General features: G+C 34.0%; 16 protein-coding genes. 12 read left to right on the forward strand and 4 right to left on the reverse strand.

Annotated elements, in window-relative coordinates; all coding sequences use genetic code 11:
• Positions 1-45 precede the first annotated feature (45 nt).
• From BWZ20_RS10630 to tsaB, 12 genes are all read left to right on the forward strand, one after another.
• Entirely contained in the window at positions 46-756 is a 711-nt protein-coding gene (locus BWZ20_RS10630; protein ID WP_076619847.1) for a hypothetical protein, read from the forward strand.
• Entirely contained in the window at positions 749-1498 is a 750-nt protein-coding gene (locus BWZ20_RS10635; protein ID WP_076619849.1) for an SCO family protein, read from the forward strand. Before BWZ20_RS10630 ends, BWZ20_RS10635 begins: the two co-directional genes overlap by 8 nt.
• 1 nt (position 1499) lies before the next feature.
• Positions 1500-2045, forward strand: a complete 546-nt coding sequence (locus BWZ20_RS10640; protein WP_076619851.1) for a DUF420 domain-containing protein — start codon at positions 1500-1502, stop codon at positions 2043-2045.
• 3 nt (positions 2046-2048) lie between these two features.
• A complete protein-coding gene (locus tag BWZ20_RS10645; protein ID WP_076619853.1) occupies positions 2049-2285 on the forward strand; it encodes a hypothetical protein in 237 nt (78 codons plus the stop codon).
• A 119-nt stretch (positions 2286-2404) separates the two neighbouring features.
• A complete protein-coding gene (locus BWZ20_RS10650) occupies positions 2405-3106 on the forward strand; it encodes an ABC transporter ATP-binding protein (RefSeq protein WP_076619855.1) in 702 nt (233 codons plus the stop codon).
• A complete protein-coding gene (locus tag BWZ20_RS10655; RefSeq protein WP_076619857.1) occupies positions 3099-4343 on the forward strand; it encodes an ABC transporter permease in 1245 nt (414 codons plus the stop codon). Before BWZ20_RS10650 ends, BWZ20_RS10655 begins: the two co-directional genes overlap by 8 nt.
• A 1-nt stretch (position 4344) precedes the next feature.
• Entirely contained in the window at positions 4345-5604 is a 1260-nt protein-coding gene (locus BWZ20_RS10660; RefSeq protein ID WP_076619859.1) for an ABC transporter permease, read from the forward strand.
• 38 nt (positions 5605-5642) lie between these two features.
• The gene (locus BWZ20_RS10665; protein ID WP_076619861.1) at positions 5643-6803 is read left to right on the forward strand and encodes an efflux RND transporter periplasmic adaptor subunit; all 1161 of its coding nucleotides are present in this window, start codon (positions 5643-5645) and stop codon (positions 6801-6803) included.
• A 138-nt stretch (positions 6804-6941) separates the two neighbouring features.
• Complete coding sequence (locus tag BWZ20_RS10670) at positions 6942-8282, forward strand: TolC family protein (protein ID WP_076619863.1); 1341 nt, start codon at positions 6942-6944, stop codon at positions 8280-8282.
• A 7-nt stretch (positions 8283-8289) separates the two neighbouring features.
• Complete coding sequence (locus tag BWZ20_RS10675; protein ID WP_076619865.1) at positions 8290-9600, forward strand: efflux RND transporter periplasmic adaptor subunit; 1311 nt, start codon at positions 8290-8292, stop codon at positions 9598-9600.
• Between the two features lie 48 nt (positions 9601-9648).
• Positions 9649-10179: a hypothetical protein gene (locus BWZ20_RS10680; RefSeq protein ID WP_076619867.1), complete on the forward strand. Its 531-nt coding sequence runs from the start codon at positions 9649-9651 to the stop codon at positions 10177-10179.
• Positions 10180-10188: 9 nt separating this feature from the next.
• Complete coding sequence (gene tsaB, locus BWZ20_RS10685; RefSeq protein ID WP_076619869.1) at positions 10189-10860, forward strand: tRNA (adenosine(37)-N6)-threonylcarbamoyltransferase complex dimerization subunit type 1 TsaB; 672 nt, start codon at positions 10189-10191, stop codon at positions 10858-10860.
• Here tsaB and BWZ20_RS10690 read toward each other — a convergent pair.
• From BWZ20_RS10690 to BWZ20_RS10705, 4 genes are all read right to left on the reverse strand, one after another.
• On the reverse strand, positions 10857-11669 hold the full coding sequence (locus BWZ20_RS10690; protein ID WP_076621332.1) for a mechanosensitive ion channel family protein: 813 nt from the start codon (positions 11667-11669) through the stop codon (positions 10857-10859). The genes tsaB and BWZ20_RS10690 overlap by 4 nt on opposite strands.
• Positions 11670-11737: 68 nt before the next feature.
• Positions 11738-11938, reverse strand: coding sequence for a dodecin family protein (locus tag BWZ20_RS10695; protein WP_076619871.1), 201 nt, complete (start codon positions 11936-11938; stop codon positions 11738-11740).
• 145 nt (positions 11939-12083) lie between these two features.
• On the reverse strand, positions 12084-12791 hold the full coding sequence (locus BWZ20_RS10700; RefSeq protein ID WP_076619873.1) for a hypothetical protein: 708 nt from the start codon (positions 12789-12791) through the stop codon (positions 12084-12086).
• Between the two features lie 56 nt (positions 12792-12847).
• Positions 12848-13750 (reverse strand): NifU family protein, encoded by a 903-nt coding sequence (locus BWZ20_RS10705; protein ID WP_076619875.1) that lies wholly within the window; start codon positions 13748-13750, stop codon positions 12848-12850.
• Positions 13751-13828: the final 78 nt, after the last annotated feature.

The following is a 13828-nucleotide window of genomic DNA, read 5'->3' on the forward strand; positions in this document are numbered from 1 at the left end:
ATTTAAAAGGTGGTTTTTCTAAACCACCTTTTTTATTTTTGCAATATGGAATTAAGTAGTAAAAAACGCAATATTGTCTTAAGTATTTTATTCTTTCTGCCTGTGGCATTTATACTTGTAATGTTGCTTTCTAAGGATAATTATAATCCTTTAGATATAGTTAAGGAAGGTGTTGCCGAATTGCCTGATAATAAAGATAATTTGCAGTTGAAAGACCATATTACTATACTTTCGTTCTTAGGAAAAAAACCGATGGAAAATTCCACAGCAGCTTTTAATTTAAAAGAGCTGGTCTACGACAGAAGTAAAGGGTTTAAAACGTTTCAGGTAGTAATGCTATTACCCTATGAGGCAAAAACTGAAGCAGAAGCCTTGCTTAAGGAAATCAGGTCGTATGAAGATTTACGCTTTTGGCATTTGGTTTATGCAGACGACTCAGATATTAAACGTGTGTTTAATAGCTTAAAATCTGAAGAAGCGTTGGATAATGATCTTTCCAGTAGCATGGTTTTTATTATTGACCGAGATTTAAATCAAAGAGGGCGGTTAGACGATAGAACCGAAAAAGAAATTGAAGCAAATAAGCCACTTTATAGTTTATACAGCTATGACTGTGTGGAAGTAGCTGAATTAAAAAATAAAATGGCGGCAGAGGACATGCGTGTGCTATTTAAAGAATATAGAGATAAACGTAAAGGAGACTTTGATGATTCTAATCAAAGACGAAGTAAAGATTTAAAACAAACCAATGAGTAAGAAAACCAATTATTCATACGTAGGTATTACTTTTATCATTTTAGTTTTCGGGATTATTTTTATACCAAAAATTATAAATAGAATTAGTAATAATGATATTACCAGAGATGAAAGCCGAAGTGACAACGTTTCTAAAAACCAAAACGATGTAAAAAGTGATTTGGCCTATATAAAAATCGGTAATGAGCCAAAAAAGATACCTACCTTTAGCTTTACAGATCAAAATGGAAAAACCATTACTAATGAAGATTATATGGGTAAGGTGTACGTTGTAGAGTTCTTTTTTACAACCTGCCCAACGATATGTCCGATAATGAATCGTAATTTGGTGAGTGTGCAAAATCATTTTAAAGATTTCGAAAATTTTGGAGTAGCCTCATTTACAATAAATCCAGAGGTTGATACACCAGAAGTTTTGAAAGCTTATGCCGAGGCCTACGGCATTACAAATCCTAATTGGCACTTAATGACTGGTAATGAAGATGCTATTTATAAACTAGCCAACGAAGGTTTTAATCTATACACAGCAAAAGACGAATCCGTCGAAGGAGGATTTGAACATTCAGGTAATTTTGCCTTAATAGATAAAGAAGGATATATACGTTCTAGAAGAGATAATTTTGGAAACCCTTTAATATTTTATAATGGTCTAATCTCTGAAGAGGATGGTGTTGATGATGAAGGTATTCCACAAGAAATAACAATTTTAAAAGAAGATATTGCTAAACTATTGAAAGAATAACATGAGTACTGTTAATTTAGAAAAAGAAAAAAAATACAATAAATGGATTGTTGCACTGTCCATTATAATTCCTCTCGCAGTAGCAGCGCTATTTGGTATTAATCTTCGCGAGCTAGGTTTCGATGTAGAGCCACTAACCATGCTGCCGCCAATTTATGCTGGTATTAATGGGCTAACAGCAGTAATTTTAGTTGTGGCTGTTATTGCAATAAAAAATAAAAACAGAAAATTGCACGAAAATTTAATGAAGTTTGCCATAGCGTTGTCCGTTATGTTTTTAATAATGTACGTCGCGTATCATATGACCAGCGATTCAACAAAGTTTGGAGGAGAAGGAGCCGTAAAATACATATACTACTTTATACTCATTACCCATATACTACTTTCAGTCGTTATTATACCTTTTGTATTAATAACTTACGTTAGAGCTATAACCAATAATATTGAGCGCCATAAGAAGATAGCTAAAATAACATTACCATTGTGGCTATACGTTGCTGTAACTGGAGTTATAGTTTATTTTATGATCTCACCCTATTATGCCTAAAAAATGAAGCGTAGACTACTTTTTTTAGTTGTTTCTTTTTTCTCTTTTCTTAGGGCAAATGCACAGTGTGCAATGTGCAGAGCAGTGCTAGAAAGTGGTGACGATCAATCGGCAGCAGAAGGCATTAATGATGGTATAATGTTTCTAATGGCAGTACCTTATATTTTAGTTGCAATTATTGGCTTATATGTATATAAGACCTTTAATAATTCTAAAAAGACGAAAAAAACAGATAATTAATTGTAACAAAGTACAGATATAGTAGTCTAAATCATAGTGTTTCAAAGGAAGTCTTAACAGTTTATTGGCAGAAAAGGCATTAAGATTTTCTTAAACTTGCATGTTTTAATTAGCCAGCTATGATTCAAATAAAAGATTTGCATAAATCTTACCATATGGGAAGCAATTCGCTTCACGTTTTAAAAGGAATTAATTTTGAAGTAAAAGAAGGTGAACTTGTATCCATAATGGGTTCTTCAGGATCTGGTAAATCTACGTTGTTAAATATTTTAGGAATGTTAGATGAAGCTGATAAAGGTGAATATATTCTTGATGGAGTACCAATAAAAAATCTCAACGAAAAAATAGCGGCCAAATACAGAAACGAGTTTCTGGGATTTATCTTTCAATCTTTCAACCTTATAAATTATAAAAGTGCTCTAGATAACGTGTCTATGCCTTTATATTACAAAGGCATAAAACGAAAAGAGCGCACAGAAAAGGCAATGCATTACCTCGAAAAAGTTGGTCTTGCAGAATGGTCGCATCACTTGCCAAGTGAATTATCTGGCGGACAAAAACAACGCGTTGCTATTGCTAGAGCATTGGCAAGCGAGCCAAAAGTGCTCTTGGCAGATGAGCCTACAGGTGCATTAGACACTAAAACATCTTACGAAGTTATGGATCTTATTCAAGGGATTAATGACGAAGGAAAAACAATTCTGGTTGTAACTCACGAGCATGATATAGCACAAATGACCAAACGCATTGTTAATCTTAAAGACGGTGTAATAATAGATGATAGTAAAGTAGAACAAGTTAGAGCTTCAGCAAATGTTTGATCTAGAGCGTTGGCAAGAAATATTTGAAACCCTACGAAAAAACAAACTTCGTACCTTTTTAACTGGGCTTTCGGTAGCATCAGGAATTTTTATTTTGGTTATCCTTTTAGGCTTTAGCAAAGGCATAGAAAATGGAGTAAAATCTCAGTTTGAACAAGACGCAACAAATAGAATTTCTGTTTGGACAGGAGTCACAACAAAAGGATATAAAGGATTAAATCCTGGTAGATATGTTCAACTTAAGAACTCTAGCTTTGAATCTGTAGAGCGAAAATATGACGACTATTTTGAATATCGAAGCAAGGATTATATGATTTGGGGAGGTACAGTAAGCTACAAAAATGAATCTGGTAATTACAGAATCAGAGGCACTTTACCCGATAATCAATTTATTGAGAATGCAGATATAGGTTATGGCCGCTTTATTAGTCAATTAGATTTAGTCGACAAGAAAAAAATTGCTATTATCGGTAATAAAATGAAAAAGGATCTATTCAAAGAAGAAGACCCTATCGATAAGAATATACAAATTTTTGGAGTAAATTTTAAAGTAGTCGGTGTTTTCTACGATCCAGGAGGAGACCGAGAAGAAAGTCAAGTTTATATACCTGTAACCACAGCCCAACAAGTTTTTAATGCAGGAGACAATATCAGAAATATGTCGTTTACGGTAAAGATGGCAGATAATTTTGATGAAGCCGTAGCGCAGTCTACTGCCATTGCTCAAGGTATAGAAACGCAGATAAAAGAACTTCATACAGTTGCCCCAGACGACCAAAGTGCAGTTCGTGTAAATAACACATTAGAAGAAGCTCAAAAAATATATTCCCTTATTGCAACCATACAAGCCGTTTTTTGGTTTGTGGGTATAGGAACAATTATAGCTGGTATAGTCGGTGTAGGCAACATCATGCTAATTATTGTAAAAGAGCGTACAAAAGAGATAGGTATAAGAAAAGCCCTAGGTGCTCTGCCAATGTCTATAGTGGGTATGATTTTACAAGAAGCTGTATTTGTAACCATTTTTGCAGGCTTATTTGGGTTAATTTTTGGGTTGGGCATATTAGAAGTAGTAGGCCCTCAGATAGACAGTGATTTTATAAAATATCCTCAGGTAGATTTTAATATAGCCCTAACAACAGTGTTTATATTAGTAATAGCTGGTGCTTTTGCTGGTTTTATACCTGCGTATAGAGCCGCAAAAATTAAACCCATAGTGGCATTAAGAGACGAGTAATATGTTTAGTAGAGATCGATGGAACGAAATATTAGAAGCTCTAAATGCAAATAAGTTTAGAACTATTTTAACTGCATTTGGTGTGTTTTGGGGAATCACAATCTTAGTATTGCTTTTAGCCTTAACAAATGGTCTTAAAAATGGTGTAACAGCAGACTTTGGTGATTTTGCGACCAACTCTATGTTTATGTGGACACAAGGAACCTCAAAACCATACAAAGGACTACCTAAAGGACGTTATTTTAATTATAAGCTAGACGACGTCGAAGCTATAAAGTCAGAGATTCCTAATCTTAAGTATGTCTCACCAAGAAATCAGCTTGGTGGATTTAGAGGAGCCAATAACGTTATAAGAGGAACAAAAACTGGTGCCTTCGAAATATATGGCGACTATCCTGAGTACATTAAGCAACAGCCAATGGACATTCTCCAAGGCCGTTTTTTAAGTTATTCCGATATTGATTCAAAAAGAAAAATATGCGTCATCGGAACAGGTGTTGTAAAAGGACTATATGATAAAGGAGAAGAAATATTAGGAACCTATATTAAAATTAATGGAGTTAATTTTAAGGTTGTTGGTACATTTAAAATGAGTAATAGCCAAGGAGACGATGAGCAAGATGCTAGCACTATTTATATACCATTTACAACCTTTTCGCAAGCTTTTAATAGAGGAGAAAATGTAGGTTGGATGGCCATAACAGCTGTAGACAATGTGCCAATAACTTCAATTAAGCAACAGATTTTTGATTTAATGAAATCAAGACACAAAGTGCACCCAGAAGACGATAGGGCTATTGGTCATTTTGATTTATCTGAACAGTTTGGTAGAATAAGCGGTCTGTTTTCAATATTAACGATAGTGGGTTACTTTGTAGGAGCATTGGTGTTAATGTCTGGTATCATTGGTATTAACAATATCATGCTGATTGTTGTTAAAGAGCGAACAAAAGAGATTGGTGTAAGACGTGCATTGGGTGCAACACCATGGATGATCAAAGGTCAAATTCTTCAAGAAAGTTTGGTGCTTACCATTTTATCTGGCATGTTAGGAGTATCCTTTGCAGCCTTGGTGATATGGGTTTTAAATTACATATTAGATCAAGCAGGTAATGTAGAAAATTTTGCTAATCCGAGTGTGGGAATGCAGGTTGTATTCACTGCACTTATCATACTAGTGGTTTCTGGTCTTTTAGCAGGATTAATTCCCGCTAACAGAGCAACAAAAATGAAACCAGTAGACGCATTAAGAATAGAATAAAAACGTTTATCGATAAATAAATTATATATCAATCAAAGATGAAAAGAACAACAACCGTCATCGTATTAATTTTAATAGTAGTAGTATTTGGAGTGTCCCTTTTTTACCTATGGTCAAAAAATCAAGAAGATCCAATAACCTACACTTCAGAAACTCCAACAGAACAAACTATTGTGGTTAAAACCGTAGCAACAGGTAGCATAGTTCCAAAAGAGGAGGTGTTAATAAAACCCAATATCTCTGGTGTTGTAGATGAGGTCTTTGTAGAAGCTGGCGAATATGTTAAACAAGGAGATTTAATTGCTCAAATTAGAGTAATACCTAACGTTTCTAATTTAACAAGCGCCAAAAACAATATAGCATCTAACCAAACAGCTTTGCAAACTGCTGAAATTAATTATAAAACACAAAAAGCTATATACGATCGCCAAAAAGCCTTATTTGACAAGGGTGTAATCTCTGCAAATGACTTCGATCAAGTAAATAACACCTACTTACAAGCTAAGCAACAAGTAGAGCAAGCAAGGATTAATGTTACACAATCGCGTCAAAATTATGACATTATAAAAACAGGAACAACATCTGGTTTAGGTAATATAGCGCAAACACAAGTAAGAGCAACAGTTTCTGGTATGGTGCTAGATGTGCCTGTAAAAGCTGGTAACCAAGTTATTGAGGCTAATAATTTTAATGAGGGAACATCAATTGCATCATTAGCTGATGTTACCAAAATGATTTTTGAAGGTAAGGTAGATGAAAGTGAAGTTGGGAAAATTAAAGAGGGTCTACCTTTAGAGATTACCGTGGGTGCTATTGAAAACGAAAAGTTTGACGCAGTTTTAGATTACATTGCTCCAAAGGGTGTAGCAGAAAATGGTGCTATTCAGTTTGAAATTAAAGGTAGTCTTAAAACGGTAGATTCAACATTTATAAGAGCTGGTTTAAGTGCAAATGCTTCAATCATTTTAGAAAGGGCTGAGAACGTCCTTGCTATAAAAGAAGCTTTAGTGCAATATGATAAAGATACAAAAGAACCTTATTTAGAAGTAGTTGTGGGTGACCAAGAGTTTGAAAGAAAAGATGTGGAGTTAGGAATTAGCGATGGTATTTTTGTAGAGGTTAAAAGTGGTATATCTAAAGAGGATAAGATAAAAGTTTGGAATCAGGTGCAAGGAATGCCAAAATATGCGCAACAATAATTTTAATATTTAGTGTAACACATTAGAATTTATATAGACATATAGGCATTGTGAAATTAGTCAAGATAATTTTCTACATATTTTAAGAAATTTAATGACCAATTCCATCTGTCTAAAATAAAATCAATAAAACAACAGATGAAAAAATCAATCATAGTAATACTGACGCTTTTTGTAGCTTTAGCCAATGCACAGGATAAAAAGTGGACGCTTTTAGAATGTGTTAATTATGCATTAGAGAATAACATTTCTATAAAACAAAGTGAGTTAGATACAGATTTAGCCGACATAGCAAAAAAAGACGCAATAGGTAATTTTTTACCTACATTAAACGCCAATGGTAGCTTTGGGCAAAATACGGGTGCTAACATTAACCCAGCAACAAACCAGTTTGAAAACAATACTTTTGAGTCTGCCAACGGTTCTATAAGCTCTGGTATTAACATTTTTAACGGTTTAGCTAACTGGAAAACATTACAGCGTGCTAAACTCAATCAGATTGCAACACAGTACGGTTTAGATAGAATGAAAGACGACATATCGCTCACAGTCGCAAATTCCTTTTTACAAATTCTAGCTAATAGAGAGCAATTACGTGTCTTAAAAGCCCAAAACGAGGTAACTAAGGAAAATATTAAAAACACTCAAGACTTAGTAGACGCTGGTGTATTGCCTCAAGGCGACTTGTTAGAAATACAGGCCACAAACGCGACACAAGAGCAACAAATAATCAATGCTGAAAACACTTTGTTTATTTCAAAATTAGGACTTGCACAAACACTTCAACTAAAAGATTATCTCACCTTCGATATAGCCGATGTAGATTACGGTTTGGTTGCTGCTGATATTTTAGACAGAACGCCTTCAGAAATTGCAGAAAAAGCAAAAGAAGAGGTTAATAATGTGCTAATTGCTAAAGCTAATTTAGAGGTTGCAGAGAAAGACTTAGAAATAACAAGGGCTGGTTATTTTCCTACCTTATCTGGTTTTGTTCAGTATAATACACGTTGGGCAAGTTCTCAAACCAATCCATTTACTGGCGAAGATATTCCTTTTATAGATCAATTATATCTTTTTGATGGTACTTCACTTGGGCTTCAACTTAGAATTCCCGTGTTTAATGGATTCAATGTGCGAAACAACGTTCAAAGAGGTAAAGTAGCTATAGAGCGTCAAAAATTTCAATTAGAACAAACAGAATTAGATCTAGAGTCTACAGTATACCAAGCATACAATGATGCTAAAAATTCTAAAAAGTCTTATGAGGCGGCTTTAAAAACGGAAGAGGCGCGTCGCCTCGCATTTGAGTATGCTAAGGAGCGTTATGATGTAGGGTTATCAAATTCATTCGATTTTAACCAATCGAGAGCTGCTTACGAAAATGCACAATCTGATGTGGTAAGAACAAAATACGATTACATCTTTAGACTTAAAATATTAGAATTCTATTTTGGGCTTCCGATAACCGACTTAAATTAATTTAAAAATGAGTAAAACTGTAAAAATTATCATTGGTGTATTTGTCCTATTGCTATTACTGTTAGTAGCGGGAAAATCAATGGGATGGTTTGGTAAAAAAGGAAATTTCAAAGAAGTTATAGTAAAAGAAGTTACTTTAAAAGACATCGTAGAAACCGTTTCTGCTACTGGTAAAATTCAACCAGAAGTTGAAGTTAAAATATCTTCTGAAGTCTCTGGTGAAATTTTAGAGCTGCCTTTTAAAGAGGGTCAAGAAGTAAAAAAAGGGGATTTACTAGTTAGAGTCAACCCAGATTTAATACAATCTGCGGTAAACAGAAGTCAGGCTACGTATCAAAATGTTAGAGCAAACTTAGAGCAAGCCGAAGCAACTTTAAAACAAGCCAAAGCAGACTATGACAGAAACAAATCGTTGTTTGAAAAAGGCGTAATTTCTAAAGCAGACTGGGACAGGGCAATCGCTAATTACGAAACAGCTGTTGCAGGAAGAAGTTCAGCATATTTCAGTGTGCAGAGTGCAGCAGCATCTGTAAATGAGGCTAAAGATAACCTTACCAGAACAACAATCTATGCTCCAATGAGCGGAACAATCTCCATGCTTAATGTAGAGCTTGGCGAGCGTGTGGTAGGTACACAACAAATGGCAGGTACGGAGATCTTGCGTGTTGCAAATCTTAATAATATGGAAGTTGAAGTAGATGTTAATGAAAATGATATTGTTAAAGTAAGCATTGGAGACTCCACGATTGTTGAGGTTGATGCCTACTTAAAAAAGGAATTTAAAGGTATAGTTACCGAAATCGCAAATTCAGCTGCTGGAAATTTAACAGCAGATCAAGTCACCAATTTTAAAGTTAAGGTTAGGATTCTTGAAGAGTCTTACAAAGATTTAACGGAAGGAAAACCAGAAACGTATTCTCCGTTTAGACCAGGAATGACTGCAACGGTAGATATAATCACCCAAACCAGAAAAGATGCTATTGCAGTACCAATTAGTGCAATCGTTATAAAAACAGATACAAGTTCAACTAAAAAGCCGTATGGTAAGAAAGTAGAGATTGATGACGATGGAGTTCAAAAAGAAGAAGAAAAGTTTGAGTGTGTATTTATTGATGATAATGGTAAAGCTAAGCTAAGAGTTGTAAAAACTGGTATTCAAGATGATTCTAATATTGAAATTACTTCAGGATTATCTAAAGACGATAAAATTATTACTGGTCCATATAATATGGTTTCTAAAACATTAAAGCCTGGAGATATGATTGAGGCTAAGAATAAAAAGAAATCTGATGAGCCAAAAGAAACTGGCAATGATTAATTTATGTAGTTTTGTGGCTATTCAATATAAATCAGAAATAATTTAATTATGTTAAAAAATTTATTCAGATCTGCTTTCGTGGCAGTATTAGTATTTGCATGTAGTTCAGATGATAGCGATGGAGGTGGAAGTAATTGTCCAGACTTAATAAACCAGACAGCGCAAGGAGATTTTAGGGGCGAAACTTTCGTGTCACCTGGTGGAACTTATTTATTAGCACCTGGTGGAAACAACGGCTACACTTGTACTATTTATGTAGAAAACAGAACTGGAGGGGATTGTGTGTTTCCTGTTTTTGGAAACGATGCTGATCCTCAGGACTCTATAAAGTTTCCAATAGACGATTTAAGCCTTCAGACGTATACTTTTGCTGATACTGGCGGTGATACTATTAATTTTAATAGAGTAGCTGTAGAAAATAATGTGCCAGTTACCACTGCAGAATTAGCAGTCTGTGGTACTGTAACTATTACAGAATATGATGCTGATGCAGACACTTTAACAGGAACCATTACAGCAGTTGGTCAGGATGGAAGTGAGATTAACGGTACCTTTATCTTAGACCTTTGTGTATTTTAAATATTTGAATTGGCGACTATTCTAAATATAGAAACGGCAACAACTAATTGTTCAGTCTCTCTATCTAAAGGTGGAGAGACTTTAGTTTTAAAGGAAGACAATAGTCCTGGTTACTCTCATGCAGAAACCTTGCATGTGTTTATAAAAAACGTCTTTGAAGAAGCAAAAATTAAACCATCGGATATCGATGCAGTAGCTGTTAGTAAAGGTCCTGGCTCTTATACTGGTTTGCGTATTGGAGTATCTACTGCTAAAGGACTTTGTTATGCTTTAAATAAACCGTTAATTTCAATTTCTACTTTAGAGAGTTTGGCCCATCAGGTTATAATTGTAGACGGACTTATTTTACCTATGTTAGATGCACGTCGTATGGAAGTGTATTCGGCTATTTATAACAATAATCACCAATTGATAAGAGAGATTAAAGCCGAGGTTTTAATGGAAAACAGTTATATAGATTTGTTAGAGAAAAGTAAAGTCTATTTTGTTGGGAATGGTGTAATAAAAACGCAACAGCTCATTCACCATCCTAACGCTTTTTTCATAAAGGATAAGTTGCCGTCGGCCAACGAAATGGGATTTTTGTCATACCACAAGTATAAAAAAAGCGACATCGAAGATGTCGCTTATTTTGAGCCTTATTACTTAAAGGACTTTGTTGCGATTAAAAAGAAAATTTAACCTTTCTTTTGTATTTCTACAGTATGTGGATATGGTATTTCTATACCAGCTGCATCTAAGGCTTCTTTAGCATTTTCAGTAACGTCAAAATACACATCCCAATAGTGTTCTGTTTTACACCATGGTCTTACCGCAAAATTAACTGAACTGTCAGCGAGTTCTAAAACTGTAACAGTAGGCTCAGGGTCGCTTAATACAGAAGGATGAGAATTTAATACATTCATTAAAACTTCTTTAGTTTTTTTTATGTCGGCATCATAGCCAACTCCAAAAACTAAATCAACACGTCTAGTGCCTTCTGTAGTGTAATTAACGATATTACCGTTAGAAAGTGCTCCATTAGGAATAATAATTTCTTTATTAGAAAGACCAGTAAGCTTGGTCGTAAAGATTTCTATTTCTTTTACAACACCAATTTCACCCTGCGCTTCAATAAGATCACCAATTTTAAATGGTTTAAAAATCATGATTAAAACACCACCGGCAAAATTACCAAGAGATCCTTGTAAGGCCATGCCAACAGCTAAACCAGCAGCTGCCAGCACTGCTGCAAATGACGTGGTTTCTACACCTACAGTTCCTAATACTACAAGGATTAATACAATCTTAAAAATCCAGTTAATGAGGTTGAGCAAAAACTTTTTCAAGCTATCATCATAGTTTGCTTTGGTCATGCCTTTTTTAATGCCTTTCATAACCATTTTAATTATCCAACTACCAATAATCCATATCAGAATTGCAGCTAAAATTTTTGGTGCAAAATCAACAATTAAGTCGTAACCTTTATCTATCCATTTTTGTGTTTCCATTTTTTTAATGTTTTGTTGCATAAAAAACTCGGCAGTAAACCGAGTAAATATAGAATTTTATTATGTAGTTATTTAACTTCGAATGTCAACTTTAAGTTAACTCTAAATTCGGTAACATCATCACCTTTTACGATGGCACTTTGATCTTGTACATATACCGAACGAATGTTCTTAACAGTTTTAGATGCTTCTTTCACAGCTTTTCTCGTGGCATCTTCCCAACTTTTATCTGAATTAGATAATACTTCAATTACTTTTAATACTGCCATAATATATTGTTTTTTTAGAGGTTAATACTTTTTAGAAACGGATGTATCTAAAAAGTCACATAAAGTTAACGAATTTTATTACTGGTATGAAACTTTTGAGCTGAGAATAAAGTAGTTTGTCTCTAATAAATTTCTAATAATCAGATTATAGGATTGAAGTTAAATATTCAATTATCTTTATTAGATCTACTTCGTTTTTGGGATTTAACTTTTGATCTTTCATGTAGGATTTCAGTTCTTTTTCCTTGTTAGGAAAGAACTTCAGAAACTGTTTTTTCTTTGTTGGAATTGGTTTTAATTCATTATTAATTTTTATGAAATAGACATCATCAGCCCTTTCATACCGTGCTGGTTTCTCACTACCGTAGTTAGTTGTAGCTTCTTCCTTTTCATGGTACTCAATATGTTCTTCTTTGTAGAGGCTACATTTGTCATTTTCTAATAATACTACTAGAAACCTATTAACAGTTATATTATATCTGTTTACATAACTCAATGATTTATAAGTTTTATTACTCTTAAGAAATTTAACTTCGTAAGTAACACTTGCATCTAAAGCTAGAGTTTTAGCTGTGTCAGTTTGTATTTGCATTTCATGGGTAAAAGCATTGTATCTGGCATAATAAGTTGAATCTTTAACCTGACTAATCTTAACAATCGAAAACTCGTCATTGATGTAAGGAGAGCCTTTAATGTTGGCGTCATCATTTTCATTAAATCGTTCGATTTGAGTTCTAATATCATTTAAAACCACGTTGGTAGGCCTTTGATTGTTAATTTGCTGAGCGTGAGTACAGAGGGTTAGCGTACATGTGAGCAACACATTTTTAAAGAGAACCGTAAGTGATTGCATAAACTTAGTTTAGATTAAATTTTGCAAATATCGTGCCTAAATACAAATTTAATGATCTAGCCATTTACAGCATTTACTGTAATAGAAGTGTCGTTTAACATTTCTCTTAGCATATTCTCAATGCCGTTTTTTAACGTAAAAGTTGATGACGGACAACCGCTACAAGCGCCTTGTAATAATACTTCAACTTTTTTTGTTTGTTCGTTGTAAGACCTAAATTCGATATTTCCACCATCACTTGCAACTGCAGGTTTTACATATTCCTCCAGTATATTTACTATGTTTTTAGAAGTATCATCAAGCGCCTCAAATTTCTGTTCTATTGCCGCTTCTGTTTTATTAAGTTGTTTAGGTGCATCATCATTAAGAATAGTCTTACCTTCTTCTACATATGATTTAATAAATTCTCTAAGCTGTAGTGTGATTTCCTCCCATTCTATAATATCAAACTTTGTAATGGAAATAAAGTTTTTTTCCATAAAAACATTCTTCACAAAAGGAAATTGAAACAATGCTGTTGCCAATGGAGATGGTTTAGCGTCTTCTATAGATGTAAACTCATAAATATTAGGAACTAATACTTTGTTGCAAACAAACTTTAAAACACTTGGGTTGGGAGTGCTCTCTGCATAAACAGTAACTGCTGCTTTTGGTTTTATGGCATTTTCTGTAACAATGGTGCCATCGTTAGAGAGATAGTCTTCGATTTGTTTAGCAACTTCTTCTTGAACATCGCTCCATTCTACAATATTAAAACGTTCAATAGCGATAAAGTTTGAAGCTATATATACCTTCTTAACAAATGGTAAGTAAAACAACTGCTGCGCTAAAGGAGAGTCTTTGGCGTCGTCTATATTGTTAAATTCAAAGCTATTATGATTTGTTAAAAATCTATCAGCTTCAAATTTTATTATCGCCTCATTAGAAGTTGGAACTATGGTGATTTTTGTGTTTGGCATTCTTTTTTTGTGCAAAAATATGAAATATCAACATGAAACGTTAATCCTATATATAATGTTTTGTGACTAATTTCTTAA

Origin of the sequence: Winogradskyella sp. J14-2 (genome assembly GCF_001971725.1) — a bacterium.
Taxonomy (GTDB): Bacteria; Bacteroidota; Bacteroidia; order Flavobacteriales; family Flavobacteriaceae; genus Winogradskyella.

What these genes read in the sequence shown, in the direction of transcription:
- BWZ20_RS10630 (WP_076619847.1), top strand. Translation starts at nt 46, where the DNA reads ATGGAATTAAGTAGTAAAAAACGCAATATTGTCTTAAGTATTTTATTC.
- BWZ20_RS10635 (WP_076619849.1), top strand. Translation starts at nt 749, where the DNA reads ATGAGTAAGAAAACCAATTATTCATACGTAGGTATTACTTTTATCATT.
- BWZ20_RS10640 (WP_076619851.1), top strand. Translation starts at nt 1,500, where the DNA reads ATGAGTACTGTTAATTTAGAAAAAGAAAAAAAATACAATAAATGGATT.
- BWZ20_RS10645 (WP_076619853.1), top strand. Translation starts at nt 2,049, where the DNA reads ATGAAGCGTAGACTACTTTTTTTAGTTGTTTCTTTTTTCTCTTTTCTT.
- BWZ20_RS10650 (WP_076619855.1), top strand. Translation starts at nt 2,405, where the DNA reads ATGATTCAAATAAAAGATTTGCATAAATCTTACCATATGGGAAGCAAT.
- BWZ20_RS10655 (WP_076619857.1), top strand. Translation starts at nt 3,099, where the DNA reads ATGTTTGATCTAGAGCGTTGGCAAGAAATATTTGAAACCCTACGAAAA.
- BWZ20_RS10660 (WP_076619859.1), top strand. Translation starts at nt 4,345, where the DNA reads ATGTTTAGTAGAGATCGATGGAACGAAATATTAGAAGCTCTAAATGCA.
- BWZ20_RS10665 (WP_076619861.1), top strand. Translation starts at nt 5,643, where the DNA reads ATGAAAAGAACAACAACCGTCATCGTATTAATTTTAATAGTAGTAGTA.
- BWZ20_RS10670 (WP_076619863.1), top strand. Translation starts at nt 6,942, where the DNA reads ATGAAAAAATCAATCATAGTAATACTGACGCTTTTTGTAGCTTTAGCC.
- BWZ20_RS10675 (WP_076619865.1), top strand. Translation starts at nt 8,290, where the DNA reads ATGAGTAAAACTGTAAAAATTATCATTGGTGTATTTGTCCTATTGCTA.
- BWZ20_RS10680 (WP_076619867.1), top strand. Translation starts at nt 9,649, where the DNA reads ATGTTAAAAAATTTATTCAGATCTGCTTTCGTGGCAGTATTAGTATTT.
- BWZ20_RS10690 (WP_076621332.1), bottom strand. Translation starts at nt 11,669, where the DNA reads ATGGAAACACAAAAATGGATAGATAAAGGTTACGACTTAATTGTTGAT.
- BWZ20_RS10695 (WP_076619871.1), bottom strand. Translation starts at nt 11,938, where the DNA reads ATGGCAGTATTAAAAGTAATTGAAGTATTATCTAATTCAGATAAAAGT.
- BWZ20_RS10700 (WP_076619873.1), bottom strand. Translation starts at nt 12,791, where the DNA reads ATGCAATCACTTACGGTTCTCTTTAAAAATGTGTTGCTCACATGTACG.
- BWZ20_RS10705 (WP_076619875.1), bottom strand. Translation starts at nt 13,750, where the DNA reads ATGCCAAACACAAAAATCACCATAGTTCCAACTTCTAATGAGGCGATA.